The 21,879-nt window shown below is 52.3% G+C and carries 20 protein-coding genes; 13 read left to right on the forward strand and 7 right to left on the reverse strand.

The features are described from left to right. Positions 1 to 11: 11 nt before the first annotated feature. The 6 genes from VF399_11590 to VF399_11615 all read left to right on the forward strand — a co-directional run bounded on the left by VF399_11590 (position 12) and on the right by VF399_11615 (position 7,087). On the forward strand, positions 12 to 1,295 hold the full coding sequence (locus VF399_11590) for a UDP-glucose/GDP-mannose dehydrogenase family protein (GenBank protein HEX7320981.1): 1,284 nt from the start codon (positions 12 to 14) through the stop codon (positions 1,293 to 1,295). Then, on the forward strand, positions 1,292 to 2,221 hold the full coding sequence (locus VF399_11595) for a UDP-glucuronic acid decarboxylase family protein (protein ID HEX7320982.1): 930 nt from the start codon (positions 1,292 to 1,294) through the stop codon (positions 2,219 to 2,221). The genes VF399_11590 and VF399_11595 overlap by 4 nt, the downstream gene beginning before the upstream one ends. After that, positions 2,218 to 3,054: a mechanosensitive ion channel family protein gene (locus tag VF399_11600; GenBank protein HEX7320983.1), complete on the forward strand. Its 837-nt coding sequence runs from the start codon at positions 2,218 to 2,220 to the stop codon at positions 3,052 to 3,054. Before VF399_11595 ends, VF399_11600 begins: the two co-directional genes overlap by 4 nt. A 347-nt stretch (positions 3,055 to 3,401) precedes the next feature. Next, positions 3,402 to 5,435 (forward strand): TonB family protein, encoded by a 2,034-nt coding sequence (locus VF399_11605; protein HEX7320984.1) that lies wholly within the window; start codon positions 3,402 to 3,404, stop codon positions 5,433 to 5,435. 140 nt (positions 5,436 to 5,575) lie between these two features. After that, complete coding sequence (locus VF399_11610) at positions 5,576 to 6,670, forward strand: T9SS type A sorting domain-containing protein (GenBank protein ID HEX7320985.1); 1,095 nt, start codon at positions 5,576 to 5,578, stop codon at positions 6,668 to 6,670. Positions 6,671 to 6,694: 24 nt separating this feature from the next. Continuing rightward, a complete protein-coding gene (locus VF399_11615) occupies positions 6,695 to 7,087 on the forward strand; it encodes an ATP-binding protein (protein HEX7320986.1) in 393 nt (130 codons plus the stop codon). Here the strand turns inward: VF399_11615 and thpR are convergent. From thpR to VF399_11645, 6 genes are all read right to left on the reverse strand, one after another. After that, the gene (gene thpR / locus VF399_11620) at positions 7,084 to 7,629 is read right to left on the reverse strand and encodes an RNA 2',3'-cyclic phosphodiesterase (GenBank protein ID HEX7320987.1); all 546 of its coding nucleotides are present in this window, start codon (positions 7,627 to 7,629) and stop codon (positions 7,084 to 7,086) included. The two genes, VF399_11615 and thpR, sit on opposite strands and share 4 nt — an antisense overlap. Beyond that, the gene (locus tag VF399_11625; protein HEX7320988.1) at positions 7,626 to 8,159 is read right to left on the reverse strand and encodes a nicotinamide-nucleotide amidohydrolase family protein; all 534 of its coding nucleotides are present in this window, start codon (positions 8,157 to 8,159) and stop codon (positions 7,626 to 7,628) included. Before VF399_11625 ends, thpR begins: the two co-directional genes overlap by 4 nt. 97 nt (positions 8,160 to 8,256) lie before the next feature. Next, on the reverse strand, positions 8,257 to 8,721 hold the full coding sequence (locus VF399_11630) for a phosphatidylglycerophosphatase A (protein HEX7320989.1): 465 nt from the start codon (positions 8,719 to 8,721) through the stop codon (positions 8,257 to 8,259). A gap of 61 nt (positions 8,722 to 8,782) precedes the next feature. Continuing rightward, a complete protein-coding gene (gene secF / locus VF399_11635; protein HEX7320990.1) occupies positions 8,783 to 9,685 on the reverse strand; it encodes a protein translocase subunit SecF in 903 nt (300 codons plus the stop codon). A gap of 1 nt (position 9,686) precedes the next feature. Further along, positions 9,687 to 11,201, reverse strand: coding sequence for a protein translocase subunit SecD (gene secD, locus VF399_11640; GenBank protein ID HEX7320991.1), 1,515 nt, complete (start codon positions 11,199 to 11,201; stop codon positions 9,687 to 9,689). Then, positions 11,198 to 11,908: a pyridoxine 5'-phosphate synthase gene (locus VF399_11645; protein HEX7320992.1), complete on the reverse strand. Its 711-nt coding sequence runs from the start codon at positions 11,906 to 11,908 to the stop codon at positions 11,198 to 11,200. The genes secD and VF399_11645 overlap by 4 nt, the downstream gene beginning before the upstream one ends. 156 nt (positions 11,909 to 12,064) lie before the next feature. Here VF399_11645 and VF399_11650 point away from each other — a divergent pair, with 156 nt between their 5' ends. From VF399_11650 to VF399_11675, 6 genes are all read left to right on the forward strand, one after another. Next, the gene (locus VF399_11650; GenBank protein ID HEX7320993.1) at positions 12,065 to 13,237 is read left to right on the forward strand and encodes a sensor domain-containing diguanylate cyclase; all 1,173 of its coding nucleotides are present in this window, start codon (positions 12,065 to 12,067) and stop codon (positions 13,235 to 13,237) included. Between the two features lie 85 nt (positions 13,238 to 13,322). Beyond that, complete coding sequence (gene hypD, locus VF399_11655) at positions 13,323 to 14,372, forward strand: hydrogenase formation protein HypD (GenBank protein ID HEX7320994.1); 1,050 nt, start codon at positions 13,323 to 13,325, stop codon at positions 14,370 to 14,372. Between the two features lie 130 nt (positions 14,373 to 14,502). Continuing rightward, positions 14,503 to 15,378, forward strand: a complete 876-nt coding sequence (locus VF399_11660) for a radical SAM protein (GenBank protein ID HEX7320995.1) — start codon at positions 14,503 to 14,505, stop codon at positions 15,376 to 15,378. A gap of 117 nt (positions 15,379 to 15,495) precedes the next feature. Next, the gene (locus VF399_11665; protein HEX7320996.1) at positions 15,496 to 17,700 is read left to right on the forward strand and encodes a bifunctional alpha,alpha-trehalose-phosphate synthase (UDP-forming)/trehalose-phosphatase; all 2,205 of its coding nucleotides are present in this window, start codon (positions 15,496 to 15,498) and stop codon (positions 17,698 to 17,700) included. Next, complete coding sequence (locus VF399_11670) at positions 17,697 to 18,341, forward strand: DUF5752 family protein (GenBank protein ID HEX7320997.1); 645 nt, start codon at positions 17,697 to 17,699, stop codon at positions 18,339 to 18,341. The genes VF399_11665 and VF399_11670 overlap by 4 nt, the downstream gene beginning before the upstream one ends. Continuing rightward, positions 18,328 to 19,548: a glycosyltransferase gene (locus VF399_11675; GenBank protein HEX7320998.1), complete on the forward strand. Its 1,221-nt coding sequence runs from the start codon at positions 18,328 to 18,330 to the stop codon at positions 19,546 to 19,548. Before VF399_11670 ends, VF399_11675 begins: the two co-directional genes overlap by 14 nt. Here the strand turns inward: VF399_11675 and VF399_11680 are convergent. Further along, positions 19,535 to 20,422, reverse strand: a complete 888-nt coding sequence (locus VF399_11680) for a patatin-like phospholipase family protein (protein ID HEX7320999.1) — start codon at positions 20,420 to 20,422, stop codon at positions 19,535 to 19,537. The genes VF399_11675 and VF399_11680 overlap by 14 nt on opposite strands. 93 nt (positions 20,423 to 20,515) lie before the next feature. On the opposite strand from VF399_11680, the gene VF399_11685 reads away from it, so the two are divergent. Next, positions 20,516 to 21,850, forward strand: a complete 1,335-nt coding sequence (locus VF399_11685; GenBank protein ID HEX7321000.1) for an SLC13 family permease — start codon at positions 20,516 to 20,518, stop codon at positions 21,848 to 21,850. Positions 21,851 to 21,879 lie beyond the last annotated feature (29 nt).

Consider the following 21,879-nt stretch of genomic DNA (forward strand, 5'->3'; position numbering starts at 1 on the left):
TGAGAGTGTGCATGATAGGGACGGGCTACGTGGGCTTGGTGACCGGCGCTTGTTTCGCGGATATCGGCCATAACGTCATATGCGTCGACAACGATGCCCGGAAGATCGAGGTTTTGAAAAAAGGCGGGATACCGATCTATGAACCGGGACTCGAAGAACTGGTAAAAAAGAATGTTAAAGCCGGCCGGTTGAAATTTTCAAACTCGATCGCCGAAGGCGTCAACGAATCGGAGATCTTGTTCATTGCGGTCGGCACGCCGCCCAAGGAAAACGGCGAACCGGATCTTTCCAGCGTGGAGCAGGTCGCGATGGAGATCGGTGCCGCCATGAAGGATTACCGCGTGATCGTTGAAAAAAGCACGGTCCCGGTCCAAACCGGGAAATGGGTGCGGACAGTAGTGGAGCGGTTCAGCAAAAACGCGAAGGAATTCGATGTGGCGTCCAACCCCGAGTTCTTGAGAGAGGGTTCAGCGATAAGTGATTTCTCAAACCCCGACCGTATCGTGCTGGGCGTGGAAAGCGAACGGGCAAAGGAAAAACTGCTCGAACTTTACAAACCGATAAACGCGCCCAAGATCGTCACCGATATCGCGAGCGCCGAGCTCATCAAGCACGCATCGAACTCGTTTCTTTCCACGAAAATCTCATTTATCAACGCCGTGTCGGTGATTTGCGAGCGTTCCGGCGCGGATGTCCTTAAGGTCGCCGAGGGCATGGGCCTGGACAAGAGGATCGGCCGGGATTTCCTGAACGCGGGGCTCGGGTTCGGCGGTTTCTGCTTTCCCAAAGATCTAAAAGCGTTCATCGGGATCTCGTCCAGACTGGGATACGACTTCCGGCTGCTCAAAGAAGTAGAGAACGTCAACGAGGAGCAAATGCTCAGGGCGGTTAAGCGGCTGGAGGACATGCTGTGGAACCTGAAGGATAAGAAGATCGGCGTGCTGGGACTGGCGTTCAAGCCGAACACTGATGACATGCGCTTCGCACCGTCGATCACGATCATCGGCGAACTGCAAAAACAGGGCGCCATGGTCAAGGGTTATGACCCGGTGTCGATGGAGCGGGCGAAGGAGATCATGCCGGATATCGAATATTGCCGGAATGCGTACGAGGTCGCCCAGGGTGTTGACGCGATAATCCTGGTGACCGAGTGGGACGAATTCCGATCGGACAAGCTCGACATGAAAAAAGTATTGGTTTCCATGCGGCAGCCGGTCCTGCTGGACGGCAGGAACCTGTATGATCCACTGGCCATGAAAAAACTTGGGTTCCTCTACGCGGGGATCGGGCGATGAGGGTGGTCATAACGGGCGGCGCCGGATTTATCGGATCGCACCTGACCGATCATTACCTGGCGCACGGCCACGAGGTCATCACAGTGGACAACTTGATCACGGGCCGTAAGGAGAATATCGCTCACCACGCGCGCGCGGCGCGGTTCGAATTCATCCGTCACGATATCAGCCGGCCATTTAACATCAAGGGACGGGTAGATCTAATACTCCAGTTCGCCTCGCCGGCCAGCCCGTTCGATTATCTTAAATACCCGATCGAAACGATGAAGACCGCTTCGTTCGGCACCTACAACATGCTCGAACTGGCGCGGCAAAAAAAGGCCAAGTTCCTGCTGGCTTCCACCAGCGAGGTCTATGGCGATCCTGAGGTTCACCCGCAGCGCGAGGAATACTGGGGCAACGTGAATTCAGTCGGACCACGGGCAGTTTACGACGAAGGCAAGAGGTTCGCGGAGGCGATGACAGTCGCGTACCACTCCAGGTACGGCCTCAGAGTGAACATCGTGCGTATCTTCAACACCTACGGCGAGCGGATGCGAGAAGGCGACGGCCGGGTCATCCCGGCGTTCATCTGTGCGGCCCTGCGCGGCCAGCCTATGCCTATTTTTGGTACGGGCAAGCAGACGCGGAGCTTCTGTTACGTAAACGACCTGGTCGACGGGATCGCGCGCCTTGCCCGTTGCGGTTATTTCATGCCGGTCAATCTCGGAAACCCTGGTGAATACACCATGCTCGAACTTGCCCGCATGGTCAAGAGACTGACGAAGAGCAAAAGTATGCTGAAGTTTCATCCCCTGCCTCAGGACGACCCGAGGAAGCGGAAACCGAATATCTCAAGGGCGCGGAAACTGCTGGGCTGGCAGCCCATGGTGGGACTGGAAAAAGGTTTGAAAAAGACCATCAAGTGGTTTGGGGATGAAATATGATCGAGTGGCTGAGACAACACGGACTGAGGATCGCTTTTATACTGGCACTCGGAGTGTGCTTTTATATTCTACTCCGGGGGCTGATCCCCCGTCTGGTCAAACGCACGGTGGTCCTGTCCATGAAGGACAAGCCGGGTGTCGAAGCGGAGAAAAGGATCCGTACGATCGGTCGCGTGCTGAACAACACACTGGGCGTCATCATCATACTGATCGTGCTATTCACGATCGGCGCCGAGACCGGTATAAACATCGGACCAGCGCTTGCCAGCCTGGGGATCATCGGCATTGCCGTCGGTTTCGGCGCGCAGAGCTTGATCAAAGACCTGATCAACGGATTTTTCATCCTGCTGGAAAACCAGTACGGCGTTGGCGATGTCGTTAAAATAGTGGATATCGCGGGTCAGGTCGAGGAGATCAATCTGCGCCGGACTGTCCTGCGAGACATGGACGGTATTGTCCATATTGTCCCTAACGGGACCATTAATGTTGTCAGCAACTTTACCAAAGAGTTTTCTCGGGTCAACATGAATATCACCGTTGCTTACAAGGAGGATATTGATGCCGTGATCGCGGTCGTGAACCGGGTGTGTACGGAACTCGCCGCGGATCCCCAGTGGGGCGCGAAGATCATCAAGACGCCCCAGGTACTGCGTGTCGATTCCCTGGGTGCTTCCGGAGTAGAAATAAAGATCTGGGGTGAGACCCTGCCGATCCTGCAATGGCAGGTCATGGGCGAGCTTCGGAAAAGAATAAAGAAGGAATTCGACCGGAAAGGAATTGAGATCCCGTACCCGCACATGAAAGTCCATTTGGAAAACCCGCCAAAGGATTAAAGCTCTCAATCCCTGTTCTTTCATCACCGTAATCTTGTTCTTTTCTCATCACTGTAATCTATGCTTCTGTGCATCACTGCGTTGAAGTATACGTCCCATTTTTCATTAAAGAAGTTACAGAAAATGGGGCGTTGAAGTACACGTCTTACATTGTGATATCGTGAAAATGACATACTGGTTATCCCGTTCAGGGACCATTTATCATTATAGAATTCAAAAAAAATGGGGCAATCGAGCAGTATGTTGGCTATTGACGGGAATAAATTCTCAATTATAATGTATAATAAATAGCGGACAGCTAATAGCATATGGCTAATAGCAAAAAATACACCACCAAAGGAGGTTTCATGAAGAAATTATTTTTCATTCTGATCAGCGCGGCACTTATCATCGCGGGATGTGCGCAGAAGACCGAGCCCCTTACGGGTGAACCGGGTGGCAAGCTCGTGATCGGCACCACCGAGTTCCCCGAAGAACTCTCGCCTTTGTCGCCCTCAGTTTTCAGTTCCAATGATATTCTGGACCTTTTATATATGCACCTTCACCGCATTGATCCTGAGACCGGTAAAATGAAACCGGAACTCGCTTCGTCCTGGGAATTTTCCGAGGACCTGTCTTCGATCACCTATTACCTGCGCACTGACGTCAAGTGGTGGGATGGCGAACCCGTAACGGCCGAGGACGTTCTGTATACCTACGAAAGAATGACTGATCCTGATTTCGGCTACTCCGATATCGCCCGGATAAGGTTCATAAAAAAAGCTGAACTAATTGGCACCCATGCGATCCGTTTCACTTTCGACCGCGTGTACGCCGACCTGCTGACCGATTCCGATATCATGCCTGTGCCCAAACACGTGTATGAAAAACTCAAGGCCGATTTCGGAAAAAAGCCGATCGGCAATGGTCCGTACAAAGTCAAGGAGTTCAACGCCGGCAGTTCGTTGATCATGGTCGCGAACGAGGGGTACTACCGGGGCAAGCCGCCGCTTGATGAGATCGACCTGATCAATTTCACAAACCCGGATTCCATGATCGCGGCATTTTCGCAGGGCAGCCTGGACTTGATACTTGATATCGCGCCGACCGCGGCTAAGTCCCTGAGTGCCAACAAGAACGTGACCGTGGATTCCCGGCCCGGCAACAGTTACACGTACGTCGGCTGGAATCTCAACAACGAAGACCTGAAGGACAAGGATGTGAGAAAGGCGATCAGCATGGCGATAAACCGGTCCAAGATCCTCAATGATATCTTTGCGGGTATGGGTACGCTTTCGCTGGGGCCTTTACCGCCGACATCATGGGGATACAGCGAAGACATCGCGCCCGTCGAGTACAATCCCGCGAAGGCCAAGGAGATCCTAAGGCAGAAGGGATACGGCGACAAGAACAAAAATGGATATCTGGAAAAGAACAACCAGGAGTTCACTCTCAACATCATTACCAATATCGAAAACCCGGACCGCGTGGCTATCCTGGGTAATATCGTGAACGACCTTAAAAGTTTGGGCATCAAAGTGAATGCGCGTGATCTTGACGCCGCCGCGTTCATCCAGTCCCTCGTGAGCAGGAATTTTGACGGATTTGTCATGGGTTGGAGCGTCGGTGAAAAGATCGATCCGACCGCGTACTGGTATTCAGAACCGGCCAGGGGCAAGTTCAATTTCATATCATACAAAAACCGCACGGCCGATTCGCTTATCGATGAAGGCGTAACCATGCTGAACCGCAAGAAGGCCAAGGAAACATGGGGTCAATTCCAGAAGATAGTGTACGAGGACCAACCTTACACGTTCCTGATCGTGCCCAATCGGATCTCGGCAAGTTATCTGCGGGTTAAAGGCGCGGGTGAAGGCATCCAGCTGGCGAGCGTCTATTCTTATTGGATACCCGAAGCAGAACGCAGGGTGGCGGTCGCTTATGTACCGCCGAAGAAGCCAGAGGTCGTGACGCCCGCGGTCCCTGAAAAGGCCGAGAAGCTGCCAGAGATAAAACCCAAGACGGTCCTGGCCCCGGAGAAACTGCTGGAAGCCGCCGCGAAGAAAGAAACCACAGCCGTTGCCGTGACAACCCCGCCGGTTGCGCCGCCTGTCATTCCGCCAAAAGCATCGGTTATTACCAGACCTATTCCTAAGAAACAGACATCGCCCAAGTATCCGGAATCAGCCCGTGCACTGGGTGCGACCGGACGGGTGGTCGTGAGGGTGATCGTGGGTATTGACGGCAAGGTCAAAAACGTGATTATTTTATCAAGTTTCGGCAACCCCGCGTGTGAGGAAGCAGCTCTGGCTGCCGCGAAAAAGTGGGAGTTTGAGCCGGCTACAAAAGACGGCGTGCCGTTCGAGCAGAACACGGCGATCCCGTTCGATTTCAAACCATAGAGCCGGCGTTAAAAGCATGGTCCATACAAGGGGGAAAGCCCGGTCGGTTTCCCCCTTGACAATTTATGGAATATCAATATAATCTAACATGAAGAGCAATAAAGGATGGTCGATCATGATAGGATCTATCAAGGAGGTCCATGAAACATATAACCGTGATACTCTTTCTTATATGTTGTTTATTCGGTGAATGGCAGCAAACTGAAGAAATAGTCCTACCAAAGGGCATACAAATAAACGATATCGCGATCAGCAAGGAAGGCGAGATCTGGCTGCTTTCGTCGGCTACGATATTAAAGCTTGAGCCATCGTCTAAAACACCTTTGATAATAAGCGGGATCTCGGGTGCTAGACTATTCGCGATCGGTGACGCCACGGTCTATCTGGTAAGGGACAATAACCGCCTGGCGCTATTTGACATCAATAAGGGAACCGACGAGGAATCCGAAGCCATATTCGCCGCACCGAGCAAGTTAAAGGTCGTGTCCGCGGCAGGCCAGAATTCCCTGATCGCACTGGAAGCAGGGCGCTTGACATTCTGGGAAAATGGGAAAATGGTGGGCGCGATCCCCGCGGATGCGCAAAAGTTCGCCACGGTACCGCTGGCTGATTATGCCGAATCATCAATACCGCTGTACACGCTTAAGGATAACCGTGTCTACGCGTGGACCGGCGGGGCGTTCCAGCACGCAGAAAACTACCGGAACCGGGTCGTCTATAGTTCGTCCGGCACGATCCTCGATATAACTGCGGACAAGAGCGGCAAGCTTTATATGCTTTTCGCTGATTCCATCGTCGTGCTCAACAGCGAAGGCAAGTATACCGGCAAGGTTCAGACACCGGGAATGCCATCTGAGAGCGAATTGATCGCTAATCCAGCAAACCAGAGTCTTGTACTGTTCGACAAAACCAACCGGAAACTGGTTATGTTCAACGAGACCAAAAAGGACAACGGCGACCTTATTACTTTGAACAAGAACTCGCCTAACCCGGTCGACAATTACACCGAGATCGAGTTCACGCTCGGCCGGTCGCTGAACATTACAATGACAGTTTATAATCTTATCGGCGAACCGGTCAGGGTGCTGGCCAAGGGACAGTTCGGTATGGGCACGCATCGCGTGCACTGGGATGCGTGCGACCAGAAAGGCAACCTCGTTCCCAACGGCGTTTATTTCTATCGCCTGGAATCGAATAAGGGCGTCGCGATAAAGCAGCTGGTCGTGCTAAGATAGCATACTGGTAAAGACCCGGACTGGATGGCGCGGAGAAACGGTCGGTTGGTGGGGTTGATCCGGGAATCGTTGAGCATCTTCAACGTGGCGCTAGCGCACCAGAAGCAGGATGTGGTCGAAACGCTGCTGTTAAACTTGATCTACACCGGTCAGGTCGCCACCTGCCTGCCGAAACAATCGGTCATCCAGGGCCGGTTTTTTTTCATCCGCCCGCTGTATTTTTTTGACAAGGAGCTGATCAAAAAAATCGCCCGCGCCTGCGGTATACCCGGTGATGCTAATACCTGTCCGTACAGTCAGGATAACAAGCGGGAGAAAATAAGGCTCTTTCTGCGGGATGTCCAGCGTGATTACCCGGATGTTTATCGCGGGGTATTCAACGCCCTCTTCAACCTGAATAGAAGTTATCTGCCTTAAGGTGCGAGCGTAAATGTTCGGACCGGGTCGTACTTTGGTCCTTCCGGTCTGAGTGTCGATTTGAAAAGGGTGATGCGGTCGACCATGAAAGCGTCGGTGTGTAGTTCCTGCTTAAGGATGTCATCGACCGGGCAGAATGTTTTTACCCGGCCAAAAGTCAGGTGGGGATGGAATTTTTTATCTTCGATCTTGCATCCGAACCGCGCCATGTTCCGGTCCAGGTTTTCTGCGATCGCGATCATCGAGTCGCCGCCCTGAATAACGCCGGCCCAGAGAACGCGGGGCTGCCGCGGACCGGGGAAACATCCGATTCCTGATACCTGAACCATGAATTGCGGCACCGACGCTACGGTTTCTGCGATCGCCGGGATGATTTCATCCTTCGCGGCATCAGATATTTCGCCCAGGAACTTCAAGGTAATGTGCAGGTTTTCGTACGCCACCCATTTTATCGACATTCTTTTTGCTTTTCCCGCTTCGATTATCTTGGATACTTTATCCCGGATAATGGCGGGCGTTTCGATGGCGATAAATGCTCTCATGACGCTTTGCCTTTGCTCACGAGCGCCTTCAAGGTTTGCAGGGAGCCAAGGCATGCATTTTTACGGATAAAAGCGCGGCTGCCGTGGAACTGAAAGCGTTGCACCAGACAGACATTTTTATCCGCCGCGGACACGTACACGAGCCCAACTGGTTTTGATCTGGTGCCGCCCGCAGGCCCGGCAATGCCCGTTATGCTGATCCCGATATCGGAGCCGGTTATCTGCCTGACGTGCTGCGCCATTTCCCGGGCCGTACGCGCGCTCACCGCGCCGGATGTCAGCAGGGTCCGCGATCTTACTCCGACGACGCGTTGTTTAACGGTATTAGCATAGGCGATGATCCCGCCGAGAAAATAAGCGGAACTGCCGGACCGGCTCGTGATCATACTGCCGAGCATGCCGCCGGTGCACGATTCGCAGACGCTGATCGTCAGGCCGCGGCTGGTCAGGGTATGTTGGAGATCCTTCAGAATATGCGGTACCCTGTCATTCGTTGTTCGGCGTCGCCGCTCGTATCGTTTTTCGTTCATCGCCATACGTAGTCCGTTACCGTACAACAACGCCGTGCAACGATACGGGCCGCCAGGACGTATAACGAAAAACGGTTTTTCAGGACAGTATTCATTGTTACTTGAACCTGATAAACGCCTGCAGGACGATGACCACTACCATGGTATAGACCGCAGCTCCCAGGTCGTCCAGCATGATGCCCCAGCCGCCGGGAAGTTTCTCCAACTGGCGCAGGGGCGGTGGTTTGACGATGTCGAACAGCCGGAACAGCACAAAGGTAATGGCCAGCGGTATGATCTTTAGGGGTGTGAAAAAAAGGGGGAGCAGCAGGCAGGCATATTCGTCGATGACGATCTGTCGAGGGTCCTTACCCATGGTCTTTGACAACTGGTCGGACAGAAAGATCCCTGCGGCAAAAAGCCCGATACTGATAACCAGGTAAAAGATCTTGAAAGATATAAGGCAATACCAGACGGCAACGCTGATCAGGCATGCGAAAGTCGCGGGCGCGAACGGAATGTAACCGGTGAAAAATCCGGTGGCGAATAATAGACGCAGGAAACGCAGTAATCGCAGGATCACTTCGTTCGCAGGAGGCGCAGGATTCGTGTAATTCGTATATTTATATTCGTTGGATTCGTTTCTATTTCTTGCCCTTCTTCGGGAAGCGTTCGTTCCAGTCGACGACCAGGGCGCAGACCACAAAGGTCGAGGAATAGGTTCCGAAGATCAGGCCGACGATCAGCGTGAATGCGAAATCGGCGATGACCGGTCCACCCACGAAGAACAGTAAAAATAGCGAAATGATCACGAAGGTACCGGTCAGTACGGTCCTTGAAAATGTCTCATTGACGCTGTTGTTGATCAGGTCCCGGTATGGCAAGCCGCGCATTTTTTTATAATCCTCGCGAACGCGGTCGGAGATGACGATCGTATCATTGATCGAATAACCGAGGATCGTGAGAAGCGCGCCGATCACCGGGATGGTGAATTCGCGGCCGGTCAATACCAGCGCGCCGGTCGTGATCAGGATATCGTGGAATAAGGAAATGACCGAGGCCGCGCCAAAGCGAAAGTCGAACCGGAACCATACGTAAACGCCCATCAGGAACAGGCAGAGCAGTACGGCGAATATCGTGTTGCGGGTCAATTCCTGGCTGATTTTCGGTTCCACGGTTTCTTTTGCTCTGAGTTCGGGCAGATTGTCATTGAAATCCAGCTTTAACCGGGTGATGACTTCATCGGCGAATTTTGCCGGGTCTTTTTTCTCAACGGAACGGATCACGAATTCATTGGTCCCGGCCAATTTCTGTATCGATGCCTGAGCCTGGCCGATCTTACCCAGCGAAACGCGAATGTCGCCGGTTTCCACTGTTTTTTCGAACCTTACCCATATCAGGGCACCGCCCGTGAAATCCACGCCCAGCCGCGGTCCTTTGATAAAGATCAGCAGCAGGGCGATAACAACGCAGGCAAGCGAAAAAATATACGCGTACTTTCGAAAGCCCATAAAATCGAGATTGGGATTTTTAACCAGTTCAATCATGTTATATCCTCAGTTTTGATGTTTCAAACTTCAAAGTGAAGTAATCAAGCACCGCTTTCGTCACAAAGACCGCAGTGATCAAGTTCGTGACCAACCCTATGATCAGGGTGAGGGCAAAGCCTTTTATCGGTCCGGTTCCGAAGATGTAGAGGACGATACCCGTGATGATGGTCGTCATATTGGAGTCGAATATCGCCAGCCAGGCGCGCGAAAATCCCTGGCTGATGGCGGTCCTTATCGTCTTGCCGATCTTAAGTTCTTCGCGGATCCGTTCAAAGATCAGAATATTAGCGTCCACCGACATGCCGATAGTCAAGGCAATACCGGCGATCCCGGGCATGGTTAGCGTGCCATGGAACGCTGACAAAATGCCGATAAGCAGGATGATATTGAGAGCCATCGCAAAGTCCGCGATCAACCCGGAAAGCGAGTAGTAGATCAACATGAAAAGGACAACCACGGCCGCGCCGAGAAGCGCTGCCCGTATGCCGCTGGTAATCGAGTCGCGGCCGAGCGATGGTCCGACCGAACGTTCTTCCACGATTTTGAGCGGAGCCGGCAGAGCGCCGGCCCTGAGCACGATCGCCAGGTCGCGTGCCTCATCGGCCTTGAACTGACCTGAGATCATGGCCCTGCCCTGAGGGATCCGCTCGCGGATCACCGGCGCCGACTGGACCATGTTATCAAGCACGATCGCGAGCCGTTTGTTGATGTTCTTGCCGGTGATCGTGGCAAATCTCCGGGCAGCATCGCGTTTGAACTCCATTTCTATGTACCAGCTCCCGGTATACTGCAGTTCCGAACCCTGATACGGCTGGTGACGGGCATCGCGTATCGCTTCACCGGTCATTTCCGGTTCCTTTTTGAGCACGTAGATGCGCCTGACGTCCCGGCTTTCGTATTTTTCCTTGGGGCCGAAGGCGATCTGGATGTCCGCAGGCATTGCCGTTTGGGCCCTTGTCAGCAGGGCGTTGACCGAATCTTCATCCCTGACATCGATCCCGGCGTCGCGCTCCACGCTTATGAAATACGACGACAGCGGTTCCTCAAAAGCCATCGTGTCGCCGCCTTGAAGGAACCGGTCGACGGTCTTGAACACATCGTTCGCCCTTTCGTCCTCAACCAACTTGAATTCCAGGTGGGCTATCTTTCCGATAAGGTTAACGGCTCTATCGCGGTCGACTCCGGGCAGCTGGACAAGGATCCTTGATGTCGACTGTTTTTCGATGATCGGTTCGAAAACACCGAACTGGTCGATGCGGTTCTTGATGATCTCGAGCGCTCGGTCACGCAGGTCAGAGGGATTTTCACTGGATACGGTCGTATCAACCTCGAGGATAAGGTGCATGCCGCCTTTGAGGTCGAGACCAAGGTGGATCGCCCGTTTCATGAGCGCATTTTCTTCATTTTTAGAAAGTCCTTGTGCCGTGTATACTCTGATCGTAGGGTAGAGCGTGTAGATCCCGACCGCGAGCAATACCAGCACAATTATCATTCTAAGACCGATATTCTTCATCTTGCTCCTTTGATGATGGAAACCATTTCAGCGGTTGCCTGTCTCATGCCGACGAAAACTGCGCGCGCGATGATCGCAAATCCGATGGAATATCCGCTGATCTCCGGGAACCGCAGCAGCGGCAGGATATTGCGGTAATCAATGCCGTGGCCGGCGTGGATCGTGAATCCTTCCCGGCGCGCGGCTTTTGCGGCGCGCGCTATCTGGATGAGCGCGTTCCGGTAATTTTTCAGTTTGGAATATTCATTGGTATTGATCTCAATATATTGTGCGCCGACGCGCACTGCTTCTTTGATCTGCTCGATATCGGAGTCAATAAAAATACCGACCCTGATACGCTGGTCCTTGAGACGGGATATGATCGGCCTGAGGTCTTCTTTGCTCTGCAGCAGGTTCAAGCCGCCTTGAGTAGTGACTTCGTCTGATGATTCAGGCACCAGGGTGACGCGGTGAGGTTTGACCGAAAGCGCGATCTTCGCCATTTCCGGCGTTGCCGCCATTTCCAGATTTAACTCGGTTTTGATGATATCCCTGAGGAGCCTGAGATCCCGTTCCTTGATATGCCTGCGGTCGGCCCTGAGATGGATCGTGATACCGTCAGCGCCGGCCAGCTCGGCTTCGACCGCGGCGTAGACCGGGTCTGGAAAGTCTTCCCGGCGCGCTTCCCGCAAGGTCGCGATGTGATCGACATTGACGGATAATTCCATGGGCTATTATAACCAGAAAAACCATGGTGTCAACCTTGCTTATAATGAAGGCTTCGAGAGAGCGATGAATATTTTTTCAAGGCTCTCTGGATCGTCTTGACACGGGAAGCGTTTTAATTAGAATTAAATATGCCGCCATTAGGACAATTAGGGGTTATGACGATCATCATTCTGATCGGAGCATTTGCGCTGGTCATAGCGATCATAGTCGCCATCAGCAAATCAGCGAGCGCCAGTTCCAAAACCAGCTTCTTAAACCAGATCGGCATCCTCACGGACGAACTGGACCGTCAAAAAAGAGAGAACATCGCGATACGTTCCGAGATCAAACGCATCAATTCGCAAGACAACCTGTTTTTCGCTTCGATGATCCGGGTGGCGTCCAAGCAGGATCCCGTCGAGATCGCGAGAGAAACCACAGCCCTTGTGGCGAACTTTCTTAACGCGCCCGAAGTCGCGATCTTCATGCGGGATGAGAAAGGGAAACGGCTGAATATCATGGCTCAGCACGGCTTGAACGAGAACTGGCTGCCGAAGCTTGTCTACGAAAAAGGCGAGGGCAAGGTCGGCACGACTCTGGAAAAGAGGATCCCGCTGAGCCCCCGGGAATTCGAAATGCTCAGGATCAAAGAACCTTTTCCGATCTTCGATCCCACATTTTGCCAGCCGATCGTGTATCAGCAAGATATCTATGGCGTGATCGCGATCGTGCGCAACAGCGAGTTCGAAGAAAGGGAGAGGAGCATGCTGGGCGTGGTCGCGTCCATCACCGGGATCGCGCTCAACAATACGCTGAGTTTCGCGTCCCTGCGCGATCTCGCTTCCATGGACCCGCTGACTAAGCTCTACAATATCGGACACTTCCGGGACCGTCTTGCCGAAGAATTGAACCGGGCGCGCCGCTTTCAGCATGATCTATCCATTTCGATCCTGGACCTTGATAATTTTAAATACTATAACGACACGTACGGACACCAGTCCGGCGACCAGCTGCTCATGCAGCTGGCACAGCAAATGACCAAACATTTCCGGGATACCGATGTCGTCGGGCGGTACGGCGGCGATGAATTCATCATCATGTTCCTGGAAACCAAGAAGCCGGAGGCGGCAAAAACCCTCAGTATCCTGCTGAATGAACTGTCTCTCCGTGATTTTGCGCGGGGGCAGGAAGAGCGCCGGATCACTTTTTCGGCCGGTGTCTCTTCATATCCCGAGGATGGCAGCAACCCCGGTGAACTGATAAAATGCGCGGACAAGGCGCTGTATGAGGCAAAGGGGGCGGGACGCAATACGGTCCGCATGCATTTCCATCAGTTGGAAAAGATTTAAGATCACGAATACTGCGAATTACAGCAAATACCACGAATGTTAAATAGATTTGGATTTAGAATTTTGATATTGTTTAGAATTTCCAATGAATAGTCCTGCTCAGTGCATAATCGCCGAGATTAAAAAGCTCTGTGACCGCCAGATAAACCTGATGGAGGTCTGCGGTACCCATACAATGGCGATCGCGGCTGCCGGCATCAGGAATATGATGCCCGGGAACCTGAAACTGCTATCAGGCCCGGGCTGCCCGGTTTGCGTCACGCCGCTGTCCGTTATTGATCACGCGATCGAACTCGCAAGGCAGTCGGACATGATCATCACGACCTTCGGCGACATGGTGCGCGTGCCTGGCTCACGGTCCAGCCTGGAGATATATCATCCGCGCATTGTCTATTCAGCCCGGGATGCCCTGGTGCTTGCCGAACAGAACCCCGGCCAGGAGATAATTTTTATCGGCATCGGGTTCGAGACGACTTCGCCTTCGATCGCCGCGACTATCATGGAAGCATCGAAAAAAAAGGTAAAGAATTTTTCGGTCCTGCCCGCCGTCAAATCGATCCCGCCCGCGCTTGATCTCATCGCCCGGTCCCGCCGGATCAATGTTCATGGTCTTATCCTGCCCGGCCACGTTTCGACCATCATCGGCACGCACCCCTATCAGTTCCTTGCCGGGGTCCATCATATACCGGGCTGCGTGACTGGATTTGAGCCGATCGACATCCTGCAGGGTATTCTTGACCTGGTGCGGCAGATCGTGAAAAATGAAGCGCGGATCGATAATGAATACGCGCGGGTCGTCAAGCCTGAGGGTAACCAGACCGCACTCACCATGCTGGCGCGTGTTTTTGTGCCGGCTGACAGCGAATGGCGCGGGATCGGTGTCATTCCCGGGTCCGGGCTAGCCATACGCGCCGAGTACCGGGATCATGACGCGAGCAGGAAATTCAAACTGAAGACACCGATAAGCGCGGAACCAAAAGGATGCATATGCGGCAAGGTTCTGCTGGGTTTGAAGACACCCGCTCAATGCGCGCTGTTCGGCAAGAAATGCACGCCGGCTTCGCCGGTCGGCGCTTGCATGGTCTCCAGCGAAGGTTCATGCGCGGCGTATTATAGATACGGCTTGAAAAAATAATGAAGTTGGGAAGGTGAGAGGTTAGGAAGATAAGAAGTTGGGAGAAAACAGAAAATTATAAAGGGGAGCAAAAGATACACGCTTAGGCTGTAAACACGCTTTGCTGAAAAAAGCGAAATTAAGAGATAAGATGAAAAAAATTACACAAGAATTAATCAGCGAACTATATGACCTGTTATCGCCCTGCCGGCTCTGCCCTAATGACTGCCGGGCGGAGCGTATAAAAGGGGAGACCGGGTCATGCCGCGCCGGGTCCGATCCGAAGGTTTCCTCCTATCACCAGCATTTCGGCGAAGAGCCACAGCTGATCGGCACCAGCGGCTCAGGCACGATATTTTTTGCGCATTGCAACATGCACTGCGTGTTCTGTCAGAACTACGATGTCAGCCAATCCGGTATCGGAAAGCAGATTGGCGTCAGGCGTTTGTGCGAGATGATGCTCGAACTTCAGGAACTGGGCAGCCACAACATCAACCTGGTAACGCCGACGCCCTGGGTACCGCAGATCGTGGATGCCCTGATGCTGGCGCAGGCCGGCGGTCTGACCATCCCCGTGGTCTATAACTGCGGCGGTTATGAATCGACTCGAACGCTGAAATTACTGGACGGCGTGATCGATATCTATATGCCGGACATTAAGTATAGTGATAATGCCTTGGCTTTCAAATATTCAGGGGTAAAAGACTACTGGGATACCGCGCGGCCGGCGCTTGTGGAAATGCATAGGCAGGTTGGGGATATGGTGACCGGCCAAGGAGGGATAGTGCAAAAGGGGCTATTGATCCGCCATCTGGTTTTACCCGGAGATCTGGCCGGTACTGCCGCCTGCCTGGAGTTTATCGGCATGAAGATCTCGCGCAAAGCAGCGGTGAACATCATGGCTCAGTACCATCCGGCGTTTCGGGCAAATGAGTTTCCGGAACTAAGCCGCCGGATCACGCCGGGGGAATACCAGAGGGCACTCAAGATCGCCGACGAATTCGGATTGGCCGATACACTTATTTGAACGCGCATGGTCTTCCATAAATAAAATATAAAATAAATGAACGATCATAATTCTCGCCGGCATTGACCATATGAAAGGCATGCTTGACTGAATGCTATTTTCTATTATAGTAATATAATGAAAATGATCATCGTGTCCAACCGACTGCCGGTCACTGTGGTCCAGGAGGGCGATGCCATGACGTTCAAAGAAAGCTCCGGTGGTTTGGTCTCAGGTCTGAGCGCTTATCTGGATTCGCTCAAGAGCTCGTCTTTTGCAAAGTCCGATTACACATGGCTGGGGTGGCCCGGTACTTCAATAGATAAAAAATTCAACAACAAGGTAAGGTCTGAACTGCTCGCTAAATTCCAGGCTTACCCGGTTTTTCTTACCGAGCAAGAGATGGATAAATTCTACCTGGGATTCTGCAATAAGACGATCTGGCCGCTTTTCCATTATTTTCCCTCCTATGTCACGTACGATGATGATTACTGGATCCGATACAGATCGGTCAACGAGATGTTCTGCAACGCCGTGTTGGAAATTACAAAACCCGATGACGTTATATGGGTGCACGATTATCATCTTATGTTGTTACCTGGGCTTTTACGGGATAAAATGCCGGGATTGTCGATCGGATATTTCCATCACATTCCGTTTCCGTCCTTCGAATTATTCCGGCAGCTGCCGGGAAAGTGCCGGTTTGAACTTCTCAACGGCCTGCTGGGTGCCGATTTGATAGGTTTCCATACCCAGGAATACACACAGTATTTTTTAAGATGCGTCTTGAGGATTTTGGGCTATGAACATGACATGGGTCTTATTAACATGACGAACCATGTCGCCAAGGCAGATACGTTTCCCATGGGCATAGACTACGCAAAATTCAACGAGGCCGGCACCGCGCCCGGCGTAAAAGAACAGGAAGAGGAACTCAAAAGCGAATTGGCCAAATACCGCGTTGTTCTTTCGATCGACCGTCTTGATTATACGAAGGGCGTGGTGAACCGGCTGCGCGGTTATGAACTTTTTCTCGAAAAAAATCCCGATTATCGAAAAAAAGTCGTGCTGGTTCTGATCCTCGTACCTTCCCGTATCGGCGTGGATAGTTATCAGAATATGAAAAAACAGATCGATGAATTGGTAGGGAAGATCAATGGCAAGTTCGGTGATATTGATTGGACGCCCATAATTTATCAGTATAAATTCCTGCCTTTCGAGCCACTGCTAGCTCTGTACAGGACTGGTGACATCTGCCTGGTGACGCCCTTGAGGGACGGCATGAACCTGGTGGCAAAAGAGTACGTCGCTTCTCGATCCGACCTTAAAGGCATACTTATCCTCAGCGAAATGGCCGGGGCGGCAAAGGAAATGGGTGAAGCGATCATAATCAACCCTAATAGCGTTGAGGAATTGACCGCGGCGCTGAAGCAGGCACTGGATATGACCGAGGAAGAGCAAACGCATCGGAACCAAGCGATGCAGAACCGGCTGCAGCGTTATGATGTCGTGCGGTGGGCCACCGATTTCATCGATGAACTTCGATCGATCAAAAAGATGCAGGCGGAAAGATTCTATGCTAAACTCATAAATCCTGAAATAAAAAATCACCTGCTCGACGATTTTAAAAAGGCGCAGAGGAAACTGATCTTCCTGGACTATGACGGCACTATCGTTCCATTCACCGTCGATCCGCGCAAGGCTAAACCTACCAATGAGATCCTGACGACCCTCGGGCAGATCTCATCCAAGGAGGACATAGATCTGATCATTGTGAGCGGCCGTGACCGGGCAACTCTCACCGATTGGCTTGGCAAATTGAATATCGGATTGGTGGCTGAACACGGCGTATGGATAAAAGAGCCGGAAAATGACTGGCAAATGATCAAGCCGATGCTGGGTGACTGGAAAGCGAAGATCCTGCCGATCCTCATAACGTATGCGGACCGTTTACCTGGATCCTTCGTCGAAGAAAAGGAATTTTCGGTCGTGTGGCACTATCGCGGGGCCGATCCTGAACTTGGCGCCCTGCGCGCCAAGGAGCTGATGGATGAACTCGTCGAGTACACGGCCAACATGGACGTACAGGTCCTTCAGGGCAGCAAGGTCATTGAGGTAAGAAATGCCGGAGTGAATAAGGGCGTCGCAGCGATGCATTTCTTAACGGCACGGGATCATGATTTCATCATGGCGATCGGGGACGACTGGACCGATGAGGAGCTCTTTAAAGCCTTGCCGCCGAGATCGTATACGATCAGGGTCGGAGTTGTGTCTTCATACGCGCTCTATAATCTTCGCGATTATATGGAAGTCCGCCGGCTGCTTGAACAATTGGCGCGATGAACGAACCCTTTATTTTCTACACGCGGTTCAACCTTGTGCGTCTGCTCGGTATCAAAGTCTGCAGCCCGGCCGAGCTGTTGGTGGGGATAAAGTCGGTCCCACTATCCTCCATATATTACCATACCCACCGGTTCTTGCAGCAGCATAACTGCCTGTCGCCCGAGCCGCCCAATGATTTCGCCTACTGGCTGACAAATACTGTAAACATGAAAGAGCTGGGCGAGGCATTTGCCAGCATTGACACGGTCTCTTACGACACCCTCGAGGGCATCAGGAGCGTATTTGTGAATACCCTGGAGAATTACCTGTCGAAAGGCCGGCAATCACCCCTTTGCGCGCCCGGCGAAGAATTTCATTTTATGAGCTGCACGACATTCGTCATATCTACCGGATCCGAAGCGGCCGGCCTGGCAGAATTGGCCGATAATATAAAGAAGATCAGCGTTGATTCTCTTTATTATCACATGTTCGAAGCCCGCCTGCGGCTGGGCAAGGGCGGAAATGATTTTGCCCGGTGGTGCGACAGTATTAATGAAAAAACCCTGGCAGCGCAGCTGCGAAAGCTGGATCCTTACACGTGCACGCTGGAGACTTTAAGGGCAAGAATTTTGTATTTGATATCAGAATATGCCGAACATTAACGATTATTCCTCGATCTGCGGTCAGAGCGTGGTCGATGAGTTGTTCCTGCTGGCTGAAAAAATCAGAGGCAGAGTGATCCAGAACATCAATTCCACGCCAGTCGGCGGCGGAGTCGCGGAGATCCTCACGAATATGATTCCGTTGCTTAAGCAGCTCGGTGTCGAGGCAAAATGGGACGTCATCAAGGGTAACGAGAGATTTTTCAGCATAACCAAGAATATCCATAATGCCTTACATGGCGTTGATGTCGAACTCTCTTCCGAGGACTTCGAGTATTTCCTGCACGTCAATCACGATAACGCCCGGGAGATGCCGCTCTACGGCGATGTGCTGTTCATCCATGATCCGCAGCCGATCGCGCTGGTGGACATGAAAAGGGAATCAGGAAAAAAATGGATATGGCGCTGCCACATCGATTTCACGGAACCGCGGCCGGCGGTCATGGATTTCTTAAAGACTTATATAGAAATGTATGACCGCGCGGTTTTTTCCGCTCCGGCCTTTGCTCGTAATATTACCATTCCACAGATCCTGATATCTCCTTCGATCGATCCTTTAAGCGATAAGAACAGGGATCTCACCCCTGAGATCATCGGCTCGGTGCTTGAGAAATACGGGATCGACGGGAAGCGGCCGATCGTGACCCAGATCTCCCGGTTCGATTATCTAAAGGATCCCCTGGGCGTGGTCGAAGTTTATAAAAAAGTAAAAAAACATGTTGACTGCCAGCTGATCCTGGCCGGCGGCGGGGCCACGGACGATCCGGAGGCCCAGCAGGTACTGAATGAAGTAAGGCGAGCCGCGGTTGGTGATCAGGATATCCATATTCTTTTCCTGCCGTCGGCCAGCGATATCGCGATCAATGCGCTGGTCAGGGCGTCCACGGTCATACTCCAGAAATCATTGAAAGAGGGCTTCGGTCTGACCGTGGCTGAAGCTTTATGGAAAGCCAAACCCGTTATCGCTTCGGCGGTCGGCGGCATTCCTTTGCAGATAACGCATAAATATTCAGGCATCCTCACCCGTTCCATCGATGGAACGATCCATTATCTGAAGCAGCTGCTGCACGAACCGGCGTACGCCCAAAAACTCGGCGTCAATGGACGGGAACACATCAGGAATAACTTCCTGATAACCAGGCACATCCGCGAGTACCTGTTGCTTTTTCTGTCGTTATATCACGAAGGCGATCTTATTTACTTGTAAAAAAACGCCGGCGCAGGAAGTACAACCAGGATCTCATTTTTTTCAGCTGCCCCAGACTGTTCAATGCCGCCACGCGGCCCCTTTCCACCAGGATATCAAAGGAAGAAAAATCTGCCCAGTGAAAGTCGTCAACATCGGGATTGATGGTAAGATCAGCCCGCTGCAGCAGGTTCTGGTCGAGATGGTATTTGATGAACGACTGCGTGCGCTGGCCTATACGGTATCCGGTATTCGGCTCGCCCGTGAACTTGGGCCGGTCACCCAGGTAAACCGCGATGACCGTCCGGGCACCCGATCCTTTGACGGCTTCGATGGGGATATTAGTCGTGAACCCTCCGTCGACCAGCAGCGCGTCGTCATGAACATACGGCGGAAAGATACCGGGTATGGCGCAGCTTGCCTGCACCGCAGTGCTCAGCGGCCCGGTCCTAAAGACGACCTCATTGCCGGTTTCAATATCCAGGGCACTGCACGAGAACTTAATGCGGCAATCGCCGAATGTTTTATCGCCGAAGATATTGTTAAAGAATTTGCGGGCAATTTCGTTATGCAGATGGGACTGCTTGAACAGGAGCGTGCCGAAATACAGTTTTTCAAACAATTCCTTTTTAAAACGCGCGAGAATATTGGTTTCCCTGGTATAGAATCGATCCAGCCCGAGTTCTTTGAATTCATCAGATCCAATGATCTTTTTGGCGGTCACCCTCAAATTTTCCGCGATTCCGTGAAGGCAATAGACCGCGCCAATGATACTGCCGATCGAAGTGCCCGCGATAGACGATGGTCTGATACCGTGTTCTTCAAGCACCTCCAGGACGCCGATATGAGCCAGACCTTTGGCGCCTCCGCCGCCCAGTGCGATTCCAAGTTTCATGCGTTCAATATCATATGGATTTGCGCGGGCAAGTCAAGGAAGTTTGCAGGTCCTTGATTTTGCGATAAACCTGGTTATAATGAAAAAAATATCATGAACCTTGACCAGATCCTTGCCGTCGCCATATTCCTGGCGATGTTTATCAGCATCATGTTCGATAAATGGCACCGCTACCTGTCGGCTCTGGGTGGCGCAGTACTCACCCTGGTTTTGGTTTTCCGCAATCTAAGCGGCATAAGCTGGGTGCTCAATTTCCAGGAGATCTTTAAGGGGTGTTTCTGGATCATCCGCGGCGCGAAATGCGAGGTATCGCATGGCGTCAACTGGCAGACGATCATCTTTATCGGCGGCATGATGATCATGATCGAGGGCCTGGAAATGGTCGGATTTTTCAGGTGGCTCTGCTTCCTGGTTGCCAAGATCGTCAAGTACAAGGTGCTTCCGGTTTTCGTCGCTTTTTTTCTTCTCTCCGGTTTCCTGGCGATGTTCATCGACAGCATCACGGTCCTGCTATTCCTGTCTTCGGTCACCATCGAACTGGCTCACCTGCTCAAATTCAATCCGATCCCCATGATCATCGCGGAGATCTTCGCCGCTAATACCGGCGGCAGCGCGACTATGTCGGGCGATCCGCCGAATATCATCATCGGCACTTCACTGAATTATTCTTTTTTTGATTTTCTTTTAAACACCGGCGCGATCGCCTGGATCTGTATGATCGTGGCGCTCGTGTACTTCTATCTGGTATTCCGCAAGAAGCTCAGGGCTGAACCGGTTGCCGGCATCAAACATCCTCAGCCCGCATCGGCGATCAAAAATAAACCGCTTTTCTTTGTTTATGCGTGCGTTTTCCTGACCGTGATCGCCCTGCTGGTTACTCATAATAAGACCGGCATCACAGTGGCGTCCATTGGATGCATCGCAGCTTTTTTAATTCTGATCATCGCCTTCAAGAAGAGCATGATAGTCCTGAAGCAATTTGACTGGCGGACGATCTTGTTCTTTGTCGGCCTGTTCATCTGTGTTGGCGGTCTTGAGCATACCGGCGTGCTGAAATTGCTGGCTGATTTCATCGGCCGGGTATCAGGCGAAAACGCCATCCTGGTGGTTTCCCTGATCCTGTGGGTATCGGCGTTCGCTTCATCGGTGGTCGACAATATCCCGTTCGCGGCAACCATGGTCCCGGTCATCGCCGGGCTTGCCAACAACGGCATGCCGCTCGGACCATTGGCCTGGTCCCTGGCCCTGGGTGCGGATATCGGGGGTAACGGCACGCCGATTGGCGCGTCCGCCAATGTCGTGGGTTTAGCACGGGCCGAAGAGGAAGGACACCGCATCGGTTGGCTTGAGTATTGCAAGTACGCAATGCCAGCAATGATACTGGTCGTATTGCTGTGCAACATTTACCTGATAATCAGGTATTTTTAAAAAAAATGCCGTTATCTTGACTTTTAGCC

The organism is bacterium (assembly GCA_036382775.1).
Lineage (GTDB): Bacteria > Hydrothermota > Tepidihabitantia > SM23-42 > JAOAFX01 > DASVHD01.